At 59.6% G+C, this 19,138-nt stretch carries 16 protein-coding genes; 9 read left to right on the forward strand and 7 right to left on the reverse strand.

Features of this window, described 5'->3' with window-relative positions:
• Positions 1-295: 295 nt before the first annotated feature.
• From glnT to AC13RM_RS00030, 6 genes are all read right to left on the reverse strand, one after another.
• Positions 296-1,603: a type III glutamate--ammonia ligase gene (glnT, locus tag AC13RM_RS00005; protein WP_440479006.1), complete on the reverse strand. Its 1,308-nt coding sequence runs from the start codon at positions 1,601-1,603 to the stop codon at positions 296-298.
• 77 nt (positions 1,604-1,680) lie between these two features.
• Positions 1,681-3,009, reverse strand: coding sequence for an FMN-binding glutamate synthase family protein (locus AC13RM_RS00010; RefSeq protein ID WP_113232288.1), 1,329 nt, complete (start codon positions 3,007-3,009; stop codon positions 1,681-1,683).
• Between the two features lie 15 nt (positions 3,010-3,024).
• Positions 3,025-3,711, reverse strand: coding sequence for a GltB/FmdC/FwdC-like GXGXG domain-containing protein (locus AC13RM_RS00015; RefSeq protein ID WP_440479007.1), 687 nt, complete (start codon positions 3,709-3,711; stop codon positions 3,025-3,027).
• Between the two features lie 31 nt (positions 3,712-3,742).
• A complete protein-coding gene (locus tag AC13RM_RS00020; protein ID WP_440479008.1) occupies positions 3,743-4,651 on the reverse strand; it encodes a class II glutamine amidotransferase in 909 nt (302 codons plus the stop codon).
• A 93-nt stretch (positions 4,652-4,744) separates the two neighbouring features.
• Positions 4,745-5,428, reverse strand: a complete 684-nt coding sequence (locus AC13RM_RS00025; protein ID WP_440479009.1) for a helix-turn-helix domain-containing protein — start codon at positions 5,426-5,428, stop codon at positions 4,745-4,747.
• A gap of 77 nt (positions 5,429-5,505) precedes the next feature.
• Positions 5,506-6,465 (reverse strand): GlxA family transcriptional regulator, encoded by a 960-nt coding sequence (locus AC13RM_RS00030; protein WP_440479010.1) that lies wholly within the window; start codon positions 6,463-6,465, stop codon positions 5,506-5,508.
• Positions 6,466-6,553: 88 nt separating this feature from the next.
• Between AC13RM_RS00030 and AC13RM_RS00035 the strand changes: the two genes are divergently transcribed.
• The 5 genes from AC13RM_RS00035 (at position 6,554) to AC13RM_RS00055 (ending at position 13,484) form a co-directional block, all read left to right on the forward strand.
• Positions 6,554-7,804 (forward strand): sarcosine oxidase subunit beta family protein, encoded by a 1,251-nt coding sequence (locus AC13RM_RS00035; protein ID WP_440479011.1) that lies wholly within the window; start codon positions 6,554-6,556, stop codon positions 7,802-7,804.
• A 12-nt stretch (positions 7,805-7,816) separates the two neighbouring features.
• Positions 7,817-8,095: a sarcosine oxidase subunit delta gene (locus AC13RM_RS00040; protein WP_285177589.1), complete on the forward strand. Its 279-nt coding sequence runs from the start codon at positions 7,817-7,819 to the stop codon at positions 8,093-8,095.
• Entirely contained in the window at positions 8,092-11,022 is a 2,931-nt protein-coding gene (locus tag AC13RM_RS00045; RefSeq protein WP_374824529.1) for a sarcosine oxidase subunit alpha family protein, read from the forward strand. The genes AC13RM_RS00040 and AC13RM_RS00045 overlap by 4 nt, the downstream gene beginning before the upstream one ends.
• Entirely contained in the window at positions 11,015-11,560 is a 546-nt protein-coding gene (locus tag AC13RM_RS00050) for a sarcosine oxidase subunit gamma family protein (RefSeq protein WP_374824532.1), read from the forward strand. The genes AC13RM_RS00045 and AC13RM_RS00050 overlap by 8 nt, the downstream gene beginning before the upstream one ends.
• Positions 11,561-11,762: 202 nt before the next feature.
• The gene (locus AC13RM_RS00055; protein ID WP_488554408.1) at positions 11,763-13,484 is read left to right on the forward strand and encodes a peptidoglycan D,D-transpeptidase FtsI family protein; all 1,722 of its coding nucleotides are present in this window, start codon (positions 11,763-11,765) and stop codon (positions 13,482-13,484) included.
• Between the two features lie 88 nt (positions 13,485-13,572).
• On the opposite strand, the gene AC13RM_RS00060 is transcribed toward AC13RM_RS00055, so the two are convergent.
• A complete protein-coding gene (locus AC13RM_RS00060; RefSeq protein ID WP_158225485.1) occupies positions 13,573-14,253 on the reverse strand; it encodes a TetR/AcrR family transcriptional regulator in 681 nt (226 codons plus the stop codon).
• Between the two features lie 156 nt (positions 14,254-14,409).
• Between AC13RM_RS00060 and AC13RM_RS00065 the strand changes: the two genes are divergently transcribed.
• The 4 genes from AC13RM_RS00065 to AC13RM_RS00080 all read left to right on the forward strand — a co-directional run bounded on the left by AC13RM_RS00065 (position 14,410) and on the right by AC13RM_RS00080 (position 19,100).
• Complete coding sequence (locus AC13RM_RS00065) at positions 14,410-15,669, forward strand: HlyD family secretion protein (protein WP_488554409.1); 1,260 nt, start codon at positions 14,410-14,412, stop codon at positions 15,667-15,669.
• Positions 15,666-17,249 carry a DHA2 family efflux MFS transporter permease subunit gene (locus AC13RM_RS00070; RefSeq protein ID WP_488554410.1) on the forward strand — a complete coding sequence of 528 codons (1,584 nt, stop codon included), beginning with the start codon at positions 15,666-15,668 and terminating at the stop codon, positions 17,247-17,249. Before AC13RM_RS00065 ends, AC13RM_RS00070 begins: the two co-directional genes overlap by 4 nt.
• Positions 17,250-17,856: 607 nt before the next feature.
• Positions 17,857-18,354, forward strand: a complete 498-nt coding sequence (locus tag AC13RM_RS00075) for an HIT family protein (protein ID WP_488554411.1) — start codon at positions 17,857-17,859, stop codon at positions 18,352-18,354.
• 575 nt (positions 18,355-18,929) lie between these two features.
• Entirely contained in the window at positions 18,930-19,100 is a 171-nt protein-coding gene (locus AC13RM_RS00080) for a hypothetical protein (RefSeq protein WP_173004651.1), read from the forward strand.
• The last annotated feature ends 38 nt before the right edge of the window (positions 19,101-19,138 follow it).

Here is a 19,138-nt window from a genome sequence, read left to right on the forward strand (position 1 = left end):
CTGATTTTCCTCCGCCGTCCGCGGCCAAAACTCCGCCTCATGTGTCCCAGGCAATCGCATATGGGGCAGGTACGCTGCCGCACACCCCTTCTCCCCAGCGGGAAGAGGGTGCCGTCAGGCGGGTGAGGGGGTACCCGCCACGAGCACGAAAGTCCATGAATTCAAATCGGAAAGCCCCCTCATCCGGCCCTTCGGGCCACCTTCTCCCCGCTGGGGAGAAGGAGTTTCCGAGGATGATCCCGCCATATGCGATAAAGCGCGGCATTTGGGTCAATTCTCGTGTCTTTTTGCGCACTCAGATATCGAGCGTGCTGTCGCGCTCCCACTGCGTGAAGTGCGAGCAGTAGGCGTTCCATTCCTGGTGCTTGAGCTTCAGATAGGCTTCGGAGAATTCCGAGCCGATCGCCTGCTTCAGCCCCTCGTCCTCGTCATAGGCCCGCAGCGCATCGAGCAGATTGAGCGGCAGGCGCGGTGCATTCTTCACCAGGTGACCCTCAGCATACATGTCGATATCGTGATGAGGTCCGGGATCGGCCATGCTGCGCAGGCCATCCAGGCCGGCAGCGATAATCACCGCCTGCAGCAGGTATGGATTGACGGCACCATCGGGCAGGCGCAGCTCGAAGCGGCCGGGACCGGGCACGCGCACCATATGGGTGCGGTTGTTGCCGGTCCACGTCACGGTATTGGGAGACCAGGTGGCGCCCGATGTCGTGCGCGGCGCATTGATGCGCTTGTAGGAATTGACCGTCGGGTTGGTGATCGCCGCCAGCGATGAGGCATGTTTCATGATGCCGCCGAGGAAATGCTTGCCTTCGACCGACAGGCCGAATTCGGCTTCCCTGTCGGCAAAGACATTGGTCCTGCCGTCATTGCTCCATACGGAAATATGGCAATGGCAGCCGTTGCCTGTCAGGCCCTTGAAGGGCTTCGGCATGAATGTCGCCCTGAGACCGTGCTTTTCGGCGATCGACTTGACCATGAACTTGAAGAAGGAGTGCTTGTCCGCCGTCTTCAAGGCATCGTCGAATTCCCAGTTCATCTCGAACTGGCCGTTGGCATCCTCGTGGTCGTTCTGATAGGCGCCCCAGCCGAGCTCCAGCATATAGTCGCAGATCTCGGCGATGACGTCATAACGGCGCATGACGGCCTGCTGGTCGTAGCAGGGTTTTTCAGCGGTGTCGTATTCGTCCGAGATCTTCGAGCCATCGGCGGTGATCAGGAAGAATTCGGCTTCGACGCCGGTCTTCACCCGCTTGCCTTCGGCCTCGGCTTGGCTGACGAGCTTCTTCAGCACGTTGCGCGGCGCCTGGGCGACGATCTCGCCATCCATCAGCAAATCGGCGGCGACCCAGGCAACATCCTTCTTCCATGGGAGCTGGATGACGGAGGAAGCATCGGGTACGGCAAAAAGATCGGGATGGGCGGGTGTCATGTCGAGCCAGGTCGCGAAACCGGCAAAGCCGGCGCCCTCTTCCTGCATCCCGGCAATTGCCTGCGCCGGCACGAGCTTGGCGCGCTGACCGGAAAAAAGATCCGTATAACTGATCATGAAATATTTGATGCCTTTGTCCTTTGCAAAGGCAGCAAGATCCAGTGTCATTCTCGTTCCCCTTTGGATTTCTTCGAGACACTTCGATGATGCATGCAGCGGCCGGGCCTCTTAGCCCGGCCGAAATCTTAAAAACCTCCCTTGCCCGGGTACCAATTGGTGCCCGCAAGTGGAATCTGCGCCATGGCGGCAGCTTCCATCGTCAGCGCACAGAGGTCCTCAGGTTCCAGATTGTGCAGGTGATTTTTGCCGCAAGCGCGCGCGATCGTCTGCGCTTCCAGCGTCATCACCTTGAGGTAATTGGCAAGGCGCCGGCCCGCAGCAATCGGATCGAGCCGGCTTGCCAGTTCCGGGTCCTGCGTCGTGATACCGGCCGGGTCCTTGCCCTCGTGCCAGTCGTCATAGGCGCCGGCCGTCGTGCCGAGCTTCTGGTACTCTTCTTCCCACTTGGGATCGTTGTCACCGAGCGCAACCAGCGCCGCCGTGCCGATAGCGACCGCATCGGCACCGAGCGCCAAAGCCTTCGCCACATCGGCGCCAGAGCGGATGCCGCCCGAGATGATGAGCTGCACCTTGCGATGCATGCCGAGATCCTGCAGCGCCTGAACGGCGGGACGGATACAGGCAAGCGTCGGCATGCCGACATTCTCGATGAAGACATCCTGGGTCGCGGCCGTGCCGCCCTGCATGCCGTCAAGCACAACGACATCGGCACCGGCCTTCACGGCAAGCGCCGTGTCGTAATAGGGCCGCGCACCGCCGACCTTGACGTAGATCGGCTTTTCCCAATCGGTGATCTCGCGCAGCTCCATGATCTTGATTTCGAGATCGTCGGGGCCGGTCCAATCCGGATGGCGGCAGGCCGAGCGCTGGTCGATGCCCTTCGGCAGGTTGCGCATATTAGCGACGCGATCGGAGATTTTCTGGCCGAGCAGCATGCCGCCGCCGCCGGGTTTGGCGCCTTGGCCAACCACGACTTCGATTGCGTCGGCGCGGCGCAGATCTCTAGGGTTCATACCGTAACGCGACGGGAGGTACTGATAGACCAGCGTCTGCGAATGGCCGCGCTCTTCATCGGTCATGCCGCCGTCGCCTGTCGTGGTCGAGGTCCCTGCGATCGTCGCACCGCGGCCCAGTGCTTCCTTGGCGTTGCCGGAAAGCGCACCGAAACTCATGCCGGCAATGGTGATCGGGGTCTTCAGCGTGATCGGCTTCTTGGCAAAACGGCTGCCGAGGACGACGGTCGTATCGCATTTTTCGCGATAGCCTTCGAGCGGATAGCGCGAGATCGACGCGCCGAGAAAGAGCAGATCATCAAAATGCGGCACCTTGCGCTTCGTGCCGGCGCCACGGATATCGTAGATACCGGTTGCCGCCGCACGGCGGATTTCCGCGAGCGTATGATCATCGAAGGTCGCCGACTTGCGGGGTGGCGTATATGGATTGTGGTAGCTCATGAGGTCCCCTTCGTCTCAATACGCATCGGCATTGTCGATGTTGAAATTGTAGAGTTTGCGGGCCGATCCGTAGCGCTTAAATTCCTCAGGCTTGACCCCGCGCACGCCGGCCTTCTCGAGAAGCTCGGCAAGCTTCTCCAGATGCTCCGGGCGCATTTCCTTTTCGATGCAGTCCGAACCGAGGCTTTTCACCGAACCACGAACGAAAAGCTTGGCTTCATAGAGGCTGTCGCCCAGAGCATCGCCGGCATCGCCCAGCACGACGAGATGACCGGACTGGCCCATGAAAGCGGACATATGGCCGATATTGCCGTAGACGACGATGTCGATGCCCTTCATCGAGATGCCGCAGCGCGACGCCGCATTGCCCTTGATGACAAGCAGGCCGCCGCGGCCGGTCGCGCCGGCATACTGGCTGGCATCGCCTTCGATGACGACGCTGCCGGACATCATGTTTTCGGCGACGCCGGGACCGGCGGAGCCATGCACGGTGACGTTACCACCGTCGTTCATGCCGGCACAGTAGTAGCCGACCGAACCCCTGATATCGACAGTAACGGGCGCATCGATACCGGCGGCGACGGCATGATGGCCGCGCGGGTTGACGACTTCGAAGGCGAGATCGTTGGCGCCCGGGGGAAGGCCATGAAGAGCGCTGTTGAGTTCGCGCAGCGGTGTGACGGATAGGTCGAAAACTGGCATGTAAGATCTCTCTCGATTGCGGCGCTTCTGATCAAGCAGCCTTTTCGTGATCCCAGAAATAGACGGTCGCCGGCTCCGGCTCCCAGATGCGGGCATTTTCGATGCCAGGCAGGTTGACCAGCGCCCGGTACTCCGAGCCGAAGGCGACATACTGATCGGTTTCGGCCATGACCGCCGGCTTGCAGGCGATGGGGTCGCGAACGACGCCGAAACCGGACTTGGTGCCGACGACGAAGGTGAAGAAGCCATCGAGATCGTCAACCGCGCCTTCCAATGCCGCGCCGAGATCCTTGCCCTTTGCCATTTCAGCCGTCAGATAGGCGGCCGCGACCTCGGTATCATTTTCCGTCTCGAAGGTCATGCCGACGCGCTTAAGCTCGCGACGCAGGTTGTTGTGGTTCGAGAGCGAACCATTGTGAACCAGGCACTGGTCCGAACCTGTCGAGAAGGGATGAGCGCCAAGCGTCGTGACGGCCGACTCGGTCGCCATACGGGTATGGCCGATGCCATGCGTGCCGGACATGGCAGCGACGCCAAAGCGCGAGACCACATCCTTCGGCAGGCCGACTTCCTTGTAGATCTCGACGGTATCGCCGCTACTCATGACGCGGATATTCGGCCGCGAGGCCGTCAGGGCCACCCTGCCCTCGTCCAGCTTATCCTTGGCAAGAGTGATGACCGCATGCGTGCTCTTGACCACGACAGATACCGGGACGTCGAGCGCGCGCCGGAGTTCATATTCCAGCCCGTCGAAATCCTTGAGCGGATCGGCTGACTGGACGGTTATCTTCGCCGTGTTGCCATTATCGTTGCCATAGATCGCAATGCCCGCGCTATCAGGTCCGCGATCGGTCATCGTGATCAGCATGGAGGATAGAAGCGCGCCAAGTTTCGGCTCCAGCGCCTTATCCTTCAAGAAGAGACCGACAATTCCGCACATGCCCAAACCCTCCGTTTTCGCATCTGCAAAAATGGCTATCAGGTCCAATGCGGTTTTTCAACTCAAAAGAATAAATTTTTCTTTTTAGGCAAGTTAATCAGTCTTGCCCCGCTGTGGATAGCTGATGATCGACAGGTATTTCGCCGGCAGTTTCACCAGCACTTCCGGTCCATGCGGCGCATCTGCATCGAAGAAGAGGCTGTCGCCCGGCTGCATGGGATAGAGCTGGTCGCCATGACGGTACATCACCTCGCCCTCGAGCATATAGAGGAACTCCATGCCCTCATGCTGGAAAGTGGGGAAGACATCGGAATCGGCCGTCAGCGTAATGAGATAGGGCTCGACGATGACGCCGCTCGAATTGTTGTCGATATGGCCGAGCACATTATACTGATGGCCGGCACGCGTGCCGCGGCGTTCGAGTTCGACGCCTTGGCCAGCCTTGACGAAGACAGCGTTGCGCGGCTCTTCGTAACGACGGAAGAAAGCTGTCAGCGGCACGCCGAGTGCGCGCGACAGCGATTGCAGCGTCGTCAGCGACGGCGAGATATTGCCATTTTCGATCTTCGACAGCATGCCGAGCGAGATGCCAGTTGCGGCGGCAAGGTCCGTCACGGTGATTCCGAGCTTCTTGCGATAGGCGCGAACCTCGTGGCCGATCGCCATCTCGAGATTGTTTTCCTTCGGCTCGCGCACCGCATGCGGATTTTGTGAAAAAGCTGACCGTCCGCCATGAGACTGGTCGTCGGCCGATATGTTGTCTGCCTTGGTTTTCATTTATGATCCTTTTTGCCGGCAGGGCTTGCTGCGGCGATCCTATCCTCCGAGTGAAATTTTCTCAACTGCGGCGAAAATCACGCCTGACGGGTATCACCGGGCGCAATCCCATAAAGAGAGCGATAGGCCCGGGCAAAATGCGCGCCGCTTGAAAAGCCGGTGGCGATGGCGATTTCGGAAATTGAAAGCGGGCTCTGCTCGAGGAGCCGCCGGGCATGCTGCAGCCGTATTCGCCGATATTGCTCGAGAAACGTCGAGCCGAGGTGAGCGGCAAACAGCCGGTCGAGATGACGCGGCGTGACGCCGGCAATGCGCGCCATGGCGGCACGATCGAGCGGCATCTCGATCGTTTCCTCCATTTTTTCGAGCACGCCCAGCAAACCCGGATGGTGAACGCCGTAACGCTCGGCGAGCGAACCGCGTTGCGGCGCAGTCGGCTCGCTCACCTCCGTATGCAGGTACCAGTCGCTGACGCGGCGAGCAAAATCGGCGCCCATGCGCTCTGATATCAGCACATGCATCATGTCCAGCGGCGCAATACCGCCGCCGCAGGTGATACGACTGCCGTCGATGACGAAGCGTGCCTGACGTGGCGCAAGTGCCGGAAAGGCTTCCAGCAGAGCCGGAGCATGTTCCCAATGAATGGTGAAATCGCGCTCGGCCAGAAGACCGGCGGCGGCCAATAGATAAGGACCGCCCGAGATGCCGCCGATGCGCACGCCCTCGCGTGCGAGCTGGCGCAGGCAGGCAAGAACCGCTGGATAGTGCCAATCGCGCGGCGAGCCGCCGGCGCAGACGAAAACCGTGCCAAGACCTGAGCCTCGACCAGGAAGAGGTTCGGCCGGCACCGGCACACCGCCCGACGAGACCGCCGGGGTGCCGTCCGGCGAGAAGATCGACAATCGATAGATTTCCCGCCCGGCCAGGAGATTGGCCGCCCGCAACGGCTCGCTTGCCGAGGCAAAGGACATCAAGGCGAATCCCGGGATCAGGATGAAACCAATATTCTGGCTATTTTTGCTATCGATCGCCGTCATGTCCCTTTTCTATCGAAATAGGTCCTAATTTTGCAAGTCGGCGTTTTCCGCTCTGTCATCATGAACGCAATTCAAAGCGGACCTGACCATGCGCTATTCGGCTTTTTCTGTTTTTCTCAACGGCCTTCGCGGCAATACCGGCTGGGCGCCTGCCTGGCGCCAGCCGGAGCCGAAGCCACATTATGACGTCATCATCGTCGGTGGCGGCGGCCATGGGCTGGCGACTGCCTACTATCTCGCCAAGACCTTCGGCATCACCAATGTCGCCGTTCTGGAAAAGGGCTATCTCGGCTCGGGCAATATCGGCCGCAATACGACGATCATCCGCTCGAACTACCTACTTCCCGGCAATAATCCCTTCTACGAGCTATCGATGAAGCTTTGGGAAGGGCTGGAGCAGGATTTCAACTTCAACGCCATGGTCTCGCAGCGCGGCGTGCTCAATCTCTTTCATTCGGATGCGCAGCGCGATGCCTATACGCGACGCGGCAATGCCATGCGCCTGCATGGAGTCGATGCCGAATTGCTCGATCGCGAAGCCGTTCGCAAAAAGCTGCCCTTCCTGGATTTCGAAAACGCACGATTCCCGATCATGGGCGGCCTGCTGCAGCAGCGCGGCGGCACGGTGCGCCACGACGCAGTCGCCTGGGGCTATGCACGCGGAGCCGATAGCCGTGGTGTCGACATCATCACCGGCTGTGAAGTCACAGGCATCCGCACCGACCAGGGTCGCGTGACAGGTGTCGAGACGACGAAGGGGTTTCTCGGTTGCGGCAAGCTTGCGCTGGCGGCGGCCGGCAATTCCACCGTCGTCGCCGACATGGCGGGGCTGCGTTTGCCGATCGAAAGTCATGTGCTGCAGGCTTTCGTCTCGGAAGGCCTGAAGCCGTTCATCGACTGCGTCGTCACCTTCGGCGCCGGACATTTCTATGTCTCGCAATCCGACAAGGGCGGCCTTGTCTTCGGCGGCGATATCGACGGCTACAATTCCTATGCCCAGCGCGGCAATCTCGCGACTGTCGAACACGTCGCCGAAGCCGGCGTTGCGATGATCCCGGCACTGACCCGCGTGCGCTACCTGCGCACATGGGGTGGCGTCATGGATATGAGCATGGACGGCTCCCCGATCATCGACCGGACCCACATCGACAATCTCTATCTGAACGCCGGCTGGTGTTACGGCGGCTTCAAGGCCACGCCGGCCTCGGGCTACTGCTACGCCCATCTGATCGCCCGCAACGAGCCGCATGAAACGGCGACACAGCTGCGCCTCGACCGATTCCGACGTGGCTTTCAGATCGATGAAAAGGGCGTCGGCGCCCAGCCGAACCTGCATTGAGGACATGACGACATGGCAAGCCTTATTTCCTGCCCTCACTGCGGCACACGTCCCAAGGAAGAATTCACCATCAAGGGGGATGCAAGTATCAGCCGCCCTGCCCCAAATGCCGACGCTGAAGATTGGTACGACTACGTCTATCTGCGCGACAACCCCAGGGGGCGGCACAAGGAATTTTGGCACCATTCTTCCGGCTGCCGCCGCTGGCTGATCGTCGAGCGCGACACGGTCACTCACAAGGTTCACGGCGTCAGCGACGCGGCACTTGCCAAGCTCGGAGGTGAGGCATGAGCAGCTATCGCCTCTCCTCCGGCGGCCGGATCGACCGCTCCAAAACCGTTGCCTTCAGTTTCGATGGCCGAGATTTGACCGGCCATCCGGGCGACACGCTTGCCTCCGCGCTTCTTGCCAACGGCATCCAGCTTGTCGGCCGCAGCTTCAAATATCACCGGCCGCGCGGCATCCTGACAGCGGGTGCCGCCGAACCCAATGCGCTCGTCACGACCGGCACAGGCGGCCGCACCGAGGCCAACAGCCGTGCCACGATGATCGAGCTTCATGACGGGCTGATCGCCCGCAGCCAGAACCGCTGGCCGTCGCTTGCCTTCGATTTTGGCGCCGTCAACGGGCTGCTCTCGCCATTCCTGAGCGCCGGCTTCTACTACAAGACCTTCATGTGGCCGGCCGCCTTCTGGGAGAAGGTCTACGAACCGCTGATCCGCAAGGCCGCCGGTCTCGGCAAGGCCTCCTATGAAGCCGATCCAGACTCCTACGAGAAGTGCTGGGCACATTGCGATCTGCTCGTGATCGGCGCTGGGCCCACGGGCCTTGCCGCGGCGCTGACAGCGGGACGTGCCGGAGCGCGCGTCATTCTCGTGGACGAAGGCTTCGCTCTCGGCGGCAGTTTGCTCTCGGAGAGCAGCTCGTCACTCAAGGATATGTTGGACGAACTCGACAGCCTGCCGAACGTGCAACGACTGCCGCGCACGACTGTTATCGGCTGGTATGACGATAACGTCTTCGGTGCGGTCGAGCGCGTCCAGAAGCATGTGGCAGCGCCCGACCCGAGCCAGCCGGTCGAACGCCTGTGGCGCATCATCGCCAAGCAGGCGATCCTTGCGACCGGCGCCGAGGAGCGGCCGCTTGTCTTCGGCGGCAACGATATTCCAGGCGTCATGATATCAGGCGCCATGCGCAGTTATCTTAATCGCCAGGCTGTCGCGCCCGGCAAACGTACGGTCGTCTTCACGACCAACAGTTCCGGCTATCGCACTGCCGCCGACCTTGAGGCCGCAGGCATTGACGTCGCCGCCATCGTCGATACGCGCACCACAGGTGAACACTGGAACGGCAAGGCGCGGGTGCTGACCGGTGCATGCGTTCTCGATGCGGTCGGCCCCAAGCAGGTCCGCGGGGTCAAGATTGCGAGCGGCTCGGGCATGCAGGAGATCGATGCGGATGCTTTGGCCATGTCCGGCGGCTGGAGCCCGATCATTCACCTTGCCTGCCATCGCGGCGCCAAGCCGGTCTGGTCGGAAAAGCATGCAGCCTTCCTCGCGCCGGAAAAACAGGAAGGGTTGACGATCGCAGGTGCCGCCGCCGGTCTTGCCTCCACCGAAGCATGCCTCGGCGATGGCGCCAGCAAGGCCGTCGCGGCGCTCGAGGCAATTGGTCTTGCCAAAGTGGAACCGGCTTTTGCGTCGGTCGACGATACGAAACAAGCCGCATCGCCTCTCTGGTTCGTCAAGGGCGGCAAGGGCAAAGCCTTCGTCGACTACCAGAACGACGTGAACCTGAAAGATCTGGGGCTCGCCGTGCGCGAAGGTTATGGCGATGTCGAGCTTGCCAAACGCTATACGACAAACGGCATGGCGACCGACCAGGGCAAGCTTTCCAACATCAATGCCATCGGCATTCTGGCCGAGGCCCGTGGTGTTTCCCCGGCCGAGGTCGGCACCACGACATTTCGGCCGTTCTATACCCCTGTTTCCTTCGGTGCTTTGACAGGTACTTCGCGGGCTAAGCATTTTCAGCCGGCGCGAAAATCCCCCTTGCACGAATGGGCAAAGAAGAACGGCGCAGTCTTCGTCGAGACCGGCCTCTGGTACCGCTCCTCCTGGTTCCCGCGCGAAGGCGAGAAGACCTGGCGCGAAAGTGTCGATCGCGAAGTCCTGAACATTCGAAAAAATGCCGGCATCTGCGATGTTTCGACGCTCGGCAAGATCGAGATCTTCGGCAGGGACGCCGCCACCTTCCTCGACCGTATCTATTGCAACGGCTTTGCCAAGCTGCCCGTCGGCAAGGCGCGCTACGGTATCATGCTGCGCGAAGACGGCATGATCTATGACGACGGCACCACCAGCCGCTTGAGCGAAGACCATTTCTTCATGACCACGACGACGGCGCTGGCGGCCGGCGTGCTCACCCATTTGGAGTTCTGCGCCCAGACTCTATGGCCCGAGCTGGAGGTCTATTTTGCGTCGTCAACCGATCAATGGGCTCAGATGGCGGTCGCCGGACCGAAATCGCGGACGATCCTCTCCGAGATCGTCGACGAAGATATTTCCGACGCCGCCTTCCCGTTCATGAGCGCGCGCGCGGTCTCATTGTTCGGCGGCGAGCTTGAAGGCCGCCTCTTCCGGATATCCTTTTCGGGCGAGCTCGCTTACGAGCTCGGCGTGCCGGCGGCCTATGGAGAGTTCGTCGCCGACGCCATCATGGAGGCGGGTCAAAAACATGAAATCTGTGCCTATGGCGCCGAGGCGCTTGGCGTCATGCGTATTGAGAAGGGCCATGTCACCCATGCCGAGATCAACGGCACGGTAACACCAGGCGATCTTGGCTTTGCCCGCATGGTTTCGGCAACGAAGCCCGATTTCATCGGCAAGGCGATGCTCGCGCGCGAAGGTCTCCAGGCCGCCGATCGGCCTCGCCTCGTCGGTGTCAAACCGATAGACCCGGCGACCAGCTTCCGTACCGGTGCTCATATCCTCGCGGAAGATGCGGCGGCGACGCTCGAAAACGATCAGGGCTATGTGACATCGAGCGCCTTTTCCCCCAGCCTCGGCCATACGATCGGGCTCGCTCTTATCAAGAACGGACCGGCGCGCGTCGGCGAAAAGGTCGTCGTCTGGAACGGGCTTAGAAACGAATACACGGATGCAGTGATCTGCAGCCCGGTCTTCATCGACCCCCAGAATGAGAAACTCCATGCCTGATTTGCCGATATCAAAGCCGGTCCTTGCCGGAAAGGCCGTTCTGCAAGGCGGGACCATCCGGCTTGAAGCCCTGCCCGAGGGCCATCTCCTGCATGTGATGGGCGCAACCACGAGCGAAGAGCTTGCGGCCAATCTTCCCGCGGCCGGCCTCAAGCAAAGTTCCGTACGCCCGGCGGGATACCGGCAATGGTTCATTGCCGGCAATGAGCCGCTCGCCGAATCCGAAAGGCAGGCTCTTGCCGATGCCCTGGCCGGCCGTGCCTTCATCTGCGACCAGAGCCACGGCCGTATCCGCATCCTCATTTCCGGCCCGAACGCCCCCCAGGTGCTCAACAAAGGTACGGCCGTCGATCTGCATCCATCGAGCTTCCCGGAGGGGTGCAGTGCCGTGACGCTTTTCGGTCATATCTCGGTGCAGCTCACGCGCACCAACATGAACGATTTCGAGCTGACTGTGCTGCGCAGCTTTGCGGAATCTCTTTATGAGGAGCTCGAGGCTCTGGTTCGATCTCAGGGTGCCGAGCAGCTCGCGGTCTGAACCACATCCAAACAGTTCTGGCGCGGATATAGTCAGGCAAGCCGTCTGGCTGGCAATCGTCATGCGCGCAACGCGCGAGGTACGCCTCAAACACAACGTTAGTAAGAAAAACTTATAATTAGGCCCCTGTTAACCATCTTGAGCTTAGAGATTGTTGATCCAGAGGCACGTCCGCCTTCCCCGTTTTGCGAATAAATCGTTCATGTCGATCATCCACGCCCTCGGCGCAAATAGCGGTCGCCTCATCAGAATCACCTTTGGTCCTGGCGGACGCGAGCGCCCGCCGGTACGCGCGACGGGCCAAGCAAAACTCGCCAAAGCGCGCATCATGATGCTCGCGGGTGGGTTGCTCGTCTGTTATGTGGCGATCTTTGCCAGGCTTACCTATTTCGATATGGAGCCGAGGACCGACACCTCGGCGATTCCACCGGATCATGTCAGCGCCGCGCGCCCGGATATCGTCGACAGAAACGGCGAACTGCTCGCAACCGATATCCGCACCGTCTCGATGTTTGCCGAGCCCAACCGCGTGATCGATCCGGACGAGGCAGTGGAAAAAATCGCCTCGATCTTTCCCGATATCGATCGCAAGTCCCTTTATAAGAAGCTTGCCGATCGCCGCTCGCATTTTGCCTGGTTGCGCCGGCAGCTGACGCCGAAGGAACAGAGCGAAATCCTGGCGCTCGGCATTCCGGCGATCGGTTTTCGGCCCGAGGTCAAGCGCTTCTATCCGGGCGGGCGAACCGCCGCCCATATTCTCGGCTATGTCGATATCGACAATCATGGCGTTGCCGGCATGGAGAAATATCTCGACATGCAGGGCCTGTCGGATCTCGCTTCCACGGGTCTGACGAGCCGCGACCAGCTGGAACCGGTGCGGCTTTCGATCGACCTGCGCGTCCAGAATGTCGTCCACGACGTGGTGTCGGATGCGATCGGCCGCTATCAAAGTCAGGCGGCCGGCGCCGTCATTCTCGACATTCATACCGGTGAAGTCCTGGCCATGGCCTCGGCCCCCGATTTCGATCCGAACGATCCGCAGGCTGATGTCAAAGGCTGGCTGAACCGCATGTCGAACGGCACAGACGAGATGGGCTCGGTGTTCAAGACCTTCTCGATCGCAATGGCCATCGACACGGGTATGGTCAAGCTGACGGACACCTTCGACGCCAGCTCTCCCTTGCATTACGGCGGCTTCACTATCCATGACGACCGCGACGTGCCGCGGCGTATTCTGTCGATCCCTGAAATCTTCCGCTATTCGTCCAACATCGGCACGGCCAAGATGATGGACAAGGTGGGCATGGCCATCCAGAAGAGCTATCTGACCCGCTTCGGGCTGTTGACGAAGATGCAAACCGAACTGCCCGAGGTGAAGGCGCCCAGCCAACCAAAGGTTTGGAAGAAGCTCAACTCCATAACCATCGCCTTCGGCCACGGCGTCGCCACCACGCCGATGCAGACCGCCGTTGCCGGCGCAGCCCTCATTGACGGCGGCAAGCTGATCGAACCCTCCTTTCTTCCGCGCACGCAGGAAGAGGCGGAAAAGACCGAGACGATGATCGTCAAGAAGAGCACCAGCGACACGATCCGCTATCTCTTCCGGCTGAACGGCGAACAGGGCACAGGCCGAGCCGCCGACGTCCCCGGCTATCATGTCGGCGGGAAGACGGGCACCGCAAACAAGGTCATTCACGGCGTTTACTCGCACAAGCTCAGCTTCAATTCGTTCCTGGCCGCATTCCCTATGGATAACCCGAAATACGTGGTGCTGGCCTTCATCGATCAGCCGCTGACGGGCGTGCACAACCTGAACCTCGCTGCAGAAACAGCAGCACCCATGGTCCATGATATCATCAGCCACGCCGCGCCGCTGCTCGGCGTCGAGCCCGATTTCGGGTCGAACTTGCTCGCCGCCTATTGAAGATTGGAGCAGTTCCAGGAAGAGAGCGCAGCGATTTTCCGTCCCGAATTGCTTGAAAACAAAGAGCTGGAGCGGTTTGGAGAATCCGTCAAACGCCGCTATAGCCACAGCCGCGCAAGAAAAAAGTGGCAGCCTCGCGTGCATGATCTTCCATCTGCGACTTCACGGGCGTCAGATCGGCATGAAACAGCGAGGATATCATCATCGGCAGCAACACCAGATCGATGAAGTATCGAGTGGTGGCTTCAAGGTTAGCCGGCGCGAAGGCAGGCAATGGCTTGAGTTCTTCGGCCTCCGCCAATTCTGCCACGAGTTTCATTGCGGTAGCCGTTCCATGTGCCCGCATGGCATAGTGGATCGTCGTTGCTAGATCCGGATGGCGGGTCGCTTCACCGATCACGCTGCGTATGAGCCCGATGGTCTCCGACCTTATGGCGCGCTGGACGATCAAGACACCTGCGGATTGGAAGCGTTCAAGGATGCTGCCCGACGTGGCTGAGGCCACCATTTCACCGGATTTTTGCGCCCAGCGGATGACGACTTCTCTGAACAAGGTCTCCTTGTTGATGAAGCGCGCATAGATGCTCGGCTTGCCGGCTCTCGCCACCTCGGCAATCTCGTCAATACTGGCGCCCTCATAACCTCGGGCGATGAAGACCTGGAGGGCGGCCTGCAGAATTCTGTCCTCGACCTCTCCGGCCCTCTCCCGCGGCGGACGGCCACGTCGCGTTGCATTTGTCTTTGCCGGCGTAATCTGGGGTTTTGCCATTTCTCGCGGCATGACGGACCTCACTGCTTTTTGATCGGCTTGGACGCGGTTTAGCACCCTCTGCAGCTCTTGACTAACATCCCGATCAGTTCTACGTCAATATTTAAATTGAACGTTTCGTTTCAATTTATACCCTTGTGATAGAAGAGGTAGAAGATGAGCACGCCTCAGGATGAGACTCTCGGAAAATTGATCGTGCTGGAGCCGAAGGCGCCTGGCGGCGGCAAGGTAAATCATGAGCAAGGCGGCCTCTCGGCCCCACAGGAAAGGGCAGAAGCGCCGCAACCCGGCGACAAAACCCGAATTCCCGACGAAACCGAGACGCCGGATGATCCCGGCCAGAAGGACGCGACTGGCAGCCCCTCCCGACGCCTGCGTATGCTCCTGATCGGCGGAGGTGCGCTCGCTGCCGCAGCCGTGGTGACCTTTATCTATTGGGACAACGCCTCTCATTATGAGAGCACCGACGATGCCTTCATCGCTGCGCGGCAATATGCCATCACTTCGCGGGTAGCCGGTTATATTTCTTCCGTCCCTGTCACCGACAACCAGCACGTCACGAGCGGCGAAGTGATCGCCCGGATCGATGATCGTGACTATCAAACAGCTCTGGAGCAGGCACAGGCTCAGGTCGCTGCCGCAAACGCCAACATCCAGAATACAGAGGCGCAGAAGCGGGTTCAGGAAGCGAATGTGGAAGAGGCCAAGGCTCAGGTCGCGCAGGCCCAAGCCAATCTCGTCTTCGCCCAGCAGCAAAACGACCGCTATCAGGGGCTGGTAAAGAGCGGCTCCGGCACTCTCCAGGAAGCGCAGCAATATACCTCGCAATTGCACCAGCAACAGGCTGCACTGAACACCGATCAAGCCTCGCTGACCGCTGCGCAGCGTCAGCTCGATGCCTATGACTTCCAGATTGCCAACGTTCAGGCCACTCTCAAGCAAGATCAAGCCCAGCTCGACCAGGCCAAGCTCAATTTTTCCTACACGACGATGACAGCAGCTCAGCCCGGTCGAGTAGTGCAGCTGTCGGCCGGCGACGGCGAATATGTGCAGACGGGCACGAATCTGGCGATGTTCGTGCCGGACAAGCTCTGGGTCACGGCCAACTTCAAGGAAACCCAGCTCGATCATATGCGCCCGGGCCAGCCGGTAACGCTGACTATCGACGCTTATGGCGGCCGCACGATCTATGGCCATGTCGCGAGCGTGCAGCCGGGATCGGGAACGGCATTCTCATTGCTTCCGGCAGAAAATGCCACCGGCAACTATGTAAAGATCGTCCAGCGCGTTCCCGTGAAGATCGAGCTTGATGACGTGCCGAGCGATGTCGCATTGGGCCCGGGCATGTCCGTCGTCCCGACGGTCCGCACCGACGCCAGCCCCTCCTTATGGGAAAGCTTGAGGAACGTGTTGTGAGCACGAACGCTGTCGTCAGATCGGTGACAAACCCCTGGATCATTGCGATCGTCGTCGCGCTTGCCAGCTTCATGGAAGTGCTTGACACAACCATCGCCAACGTCGCCCTGAATTATATTTCCGGCGGCCTCGGCGTCAGCCAGGACGAAGCGTCCTGGGTCGTCACCACCTACCTCGTTTCCAACGCCGTGATCGTGACGGCCACAAGCTATCTCGTGCGTCTTCTCGGGCGCCGTACTTTCTTTCTCAGCTGCCTTGCGCTCTTCACCATCAGCTCCGTCATGTGCGGCTTTGCGCCCAATCTGCAATTCCTGCTGCTCGCCCGGATCCTGCAGGGCATCGGTGGCGGCGGCATGGTGCCGGTTGCGCAATCCATTCTGGCCGACAGCTTTCCACCTGAGAAACGAGGGCAGGGCTTTGCCCTGTTCGGCGTCGCCGTCGTCGTTGCTCCTGTGGTCGGGCCGACATTGGGCGGGTGGCTTTCGGATAATTTCTCATGGCACTGGTGCTTTCTGATCAACGGCCCCGTCGGCATCCTGACGCTTGCCGCCGTTGCCATGCTGATCAAGGAACCGGCAGGAGCAGCGCAAGAGCGCGCACAGAAGCGCAGCCACGAGCCCGGCTTCGATTGGATCGGCTTTGGACTCGTCGCCACCTTTCTTGGAATGCTGGAGCTGATGCTCGACCGAGGCTTGGAAGACGATTGGTTCGGCTCCAGCTTCATCGTTGCGGCAGCCGTGATCTGCGCGCTTGCCTCCCTGCTGATGATCCCCTGGGAACTGAAGCACAAGAATCCGGCCGTCGATATCAGGATGCTGGTCAGCCGCCAGTTCGGCACCTGCTTTCTGGTGATGATGGCGACGGGCGCGCTGCTGCTCGCCACGACGCAGTATCTGCCGCAGCTGGTTCAGCAGAATCTCGGCTACACCGCAACCTGGGCGGGGCTGATGCTGTCTCCCGGCGGTGTGGTCACCATGGTGATGATGTTCGTGGTCGGCTTCCTATCATCGAAAGTACAGCCGAAATATCTGATCGCGATCGGTGCTGGCTTCGTTGCCCTGTCGATGTATCAGGTGACCAGCGTCTACAGCGCCGTGGGCTTCTGGTATCTCGCAGAGGCCCGCATGCTGCAGGGGATCGGCCTGCCATTCATCTTCCTGCCGATCACCTCGGCTTCCTATGACGGGATTCCTGCCAGCAAGACCGACCAGGCGTCCGCGCTGCTGAACGCCGCTCGCAATACCGGCGGATCAATTGGCGTGTCGCTCATATCGAACGTCATCACCCATCGCGAACAGTTCCATCAAAGCCGCCTGGTCGAACATATCATCCCGTCGAGCGGTTCCTATCAGGATACCTACGGCCAATTGAGCAACTATTTCATGGCGCAAGGAAGCTCACTTCCGACCTCCCACCAACAGGCGCTTGCCTGGATCGATCAGCAGATACAGAGCCAAGCTTCGTTTCTCTCTTATGTCGATGCCTTCTGGGTCCTGACGCTGATCTCGCTCGCTGCTATCCCCCTTGCCTTGACGCTGCGTAACGTAACGCTCGGCAAGAAGGCATCCATGGGACATTGATGGACTGACTTTCCCAGTCGGAGCTTTCGATACGATGGAAGTCCCGACCGGGAAAGGAGCGGCCACCCCCACCGCCAGCTACGGCAATCCATCCCACGATCGCGATGCGTCAACGGAACCCCGCGGGCCAAAACCCTGACAGCTGTCAGGCTTTTGCCTGCACTTGCGGGAGGGGTAACGCAACGTATATTGCCTCTCCGCCAGTCGCCGGGCGAGACAAATCTCATGAGACTGCCTCTCCAACATCCGCTACTTGGAAAACCCTGACAGCTGTCAGGGTTTCCTGGCGAACACCGAAAGCGGATTAGGCTGACTGCCAGCGGCAAAGAGCTTCCCGATTGGGCGCTGAAGGTCTTCCCGCCCATCCACCAAGACCGTCGCTTGCGGATATTGCCATCACCGCTACCTTCCACTCCAAGGAGTTCCGACTGCCGCCAGCTTGCCATGGGTTAGACAAGCTTCGTACTCAACATATTTGCTTGCCCCCTCAGCTGGGGCCATCGAAAAGCGACGAAAACTTCAACTTTCTGGCCATCGGCGATATTATTTTTGGCATGGCAGGATGCGTAGGTAGCCGACGAATAATAGCTAGCATCAAGGAGAGGAAATGACGACTGCTCCACAATTTCTCATTGCTGAGAGCGACGAATGGCTTGTGAGCCATCGTGCAAATTCGGCCCTCCCCGGCTATCTCATCATTGCGTCCAAAAGATCCGCCAATGATCTCTTCGATTTACCCGATGGCGCCCAGCGCGAGATCGGTCCACTGCTGGCACTATCTCAAGCAATCTTGAAACAGGAGCTGAGCGCTTCACGCGTCTATATCGGTCGGTATGGCCACATTTCCGGCCTTGCCTTTCACCTCCATATCATCCCCATTTACGATTGGGTGGAGAAACTTTTCTGGCAAGATGCCCGGTATCGGATCCTTCAACAATTTGCCGAAGGGGAGTGGGAGACAGAAACGGACGGTGCGGAACTGACCCTGTTCGTCTGGCGGGAATTCTGCGAACGCCGGCAGCCGCCTCCAATCGAAGGACCGAGCGTACCCGAGACCGTTGAGCTCTTGCGCAAGGCGATGCATTCCCGTCTGCAGCCCATTTGACCGAGCTTGTTGACCGACAATTCTCTTGACTAATCGGTCCGCTTAGCGTGCTATATTGCATGAAACAGACGAAATGCTTTGCTTTTCATGCCCAACTTCGGCGCTGTCTAAATATCGAATATTTCAAGGAAAATTTTTGATTGTGAAGCTATATTGGTATTAGCTTCCACCAGCCGTACAGTGTTGCTGGAGCTTTCGAGCCTGGGAAAGGTAGCGTTCCGCAAGAGGCGATCTTGCCTTTAGGAACAGGGTAAAGCATCCTCCGGATGAGCGTTTTGATCAGCTTTTCGGATGAGTTTCCCGCCTAGATTTGCCGATCACGAAATATCCAGAACCAATAGGATCTCCGGGAAGCTCGCGACTGCGGCCCCGCTGAGCCGGGCCTAGTCTATCTAGCTCAAAGCCAAAGTTAGCTGCTCTCGCATTTGCCGCGAATGGGCTCCTCAAATGGCGGCGATCTCCGAAACGCATTACAAAATTGTAAGGGTGCTATTCATTTTCGGTTAAGTCTCAATCGGTCATCAAATTCATGCGTAAACACGCAGCATCAACCCCCAATGCTTACGAGGTTTAACATGAAAAGCCTGCTTCTTTCTTCCGTTATCGCCCTTGCTTCGGTTGTCGCCGTCAGCGCTCCCTCTCAGGCAGCTCCCTTCCATCGTCACCATCACGATTGCTTTGTGAAAACCGTGAAGCACAAGGTTCATGGCCACTGGGTCATCCGTAAGGAACGCGTCTGCCGTTAATCCAACGCGCAGGTCACGCCGCCGGCAATGTTCGACGG

The sequence above is a fragment of the Martinezella sp. CNPSo 3732 genome, from assembly GCF_057784515.1.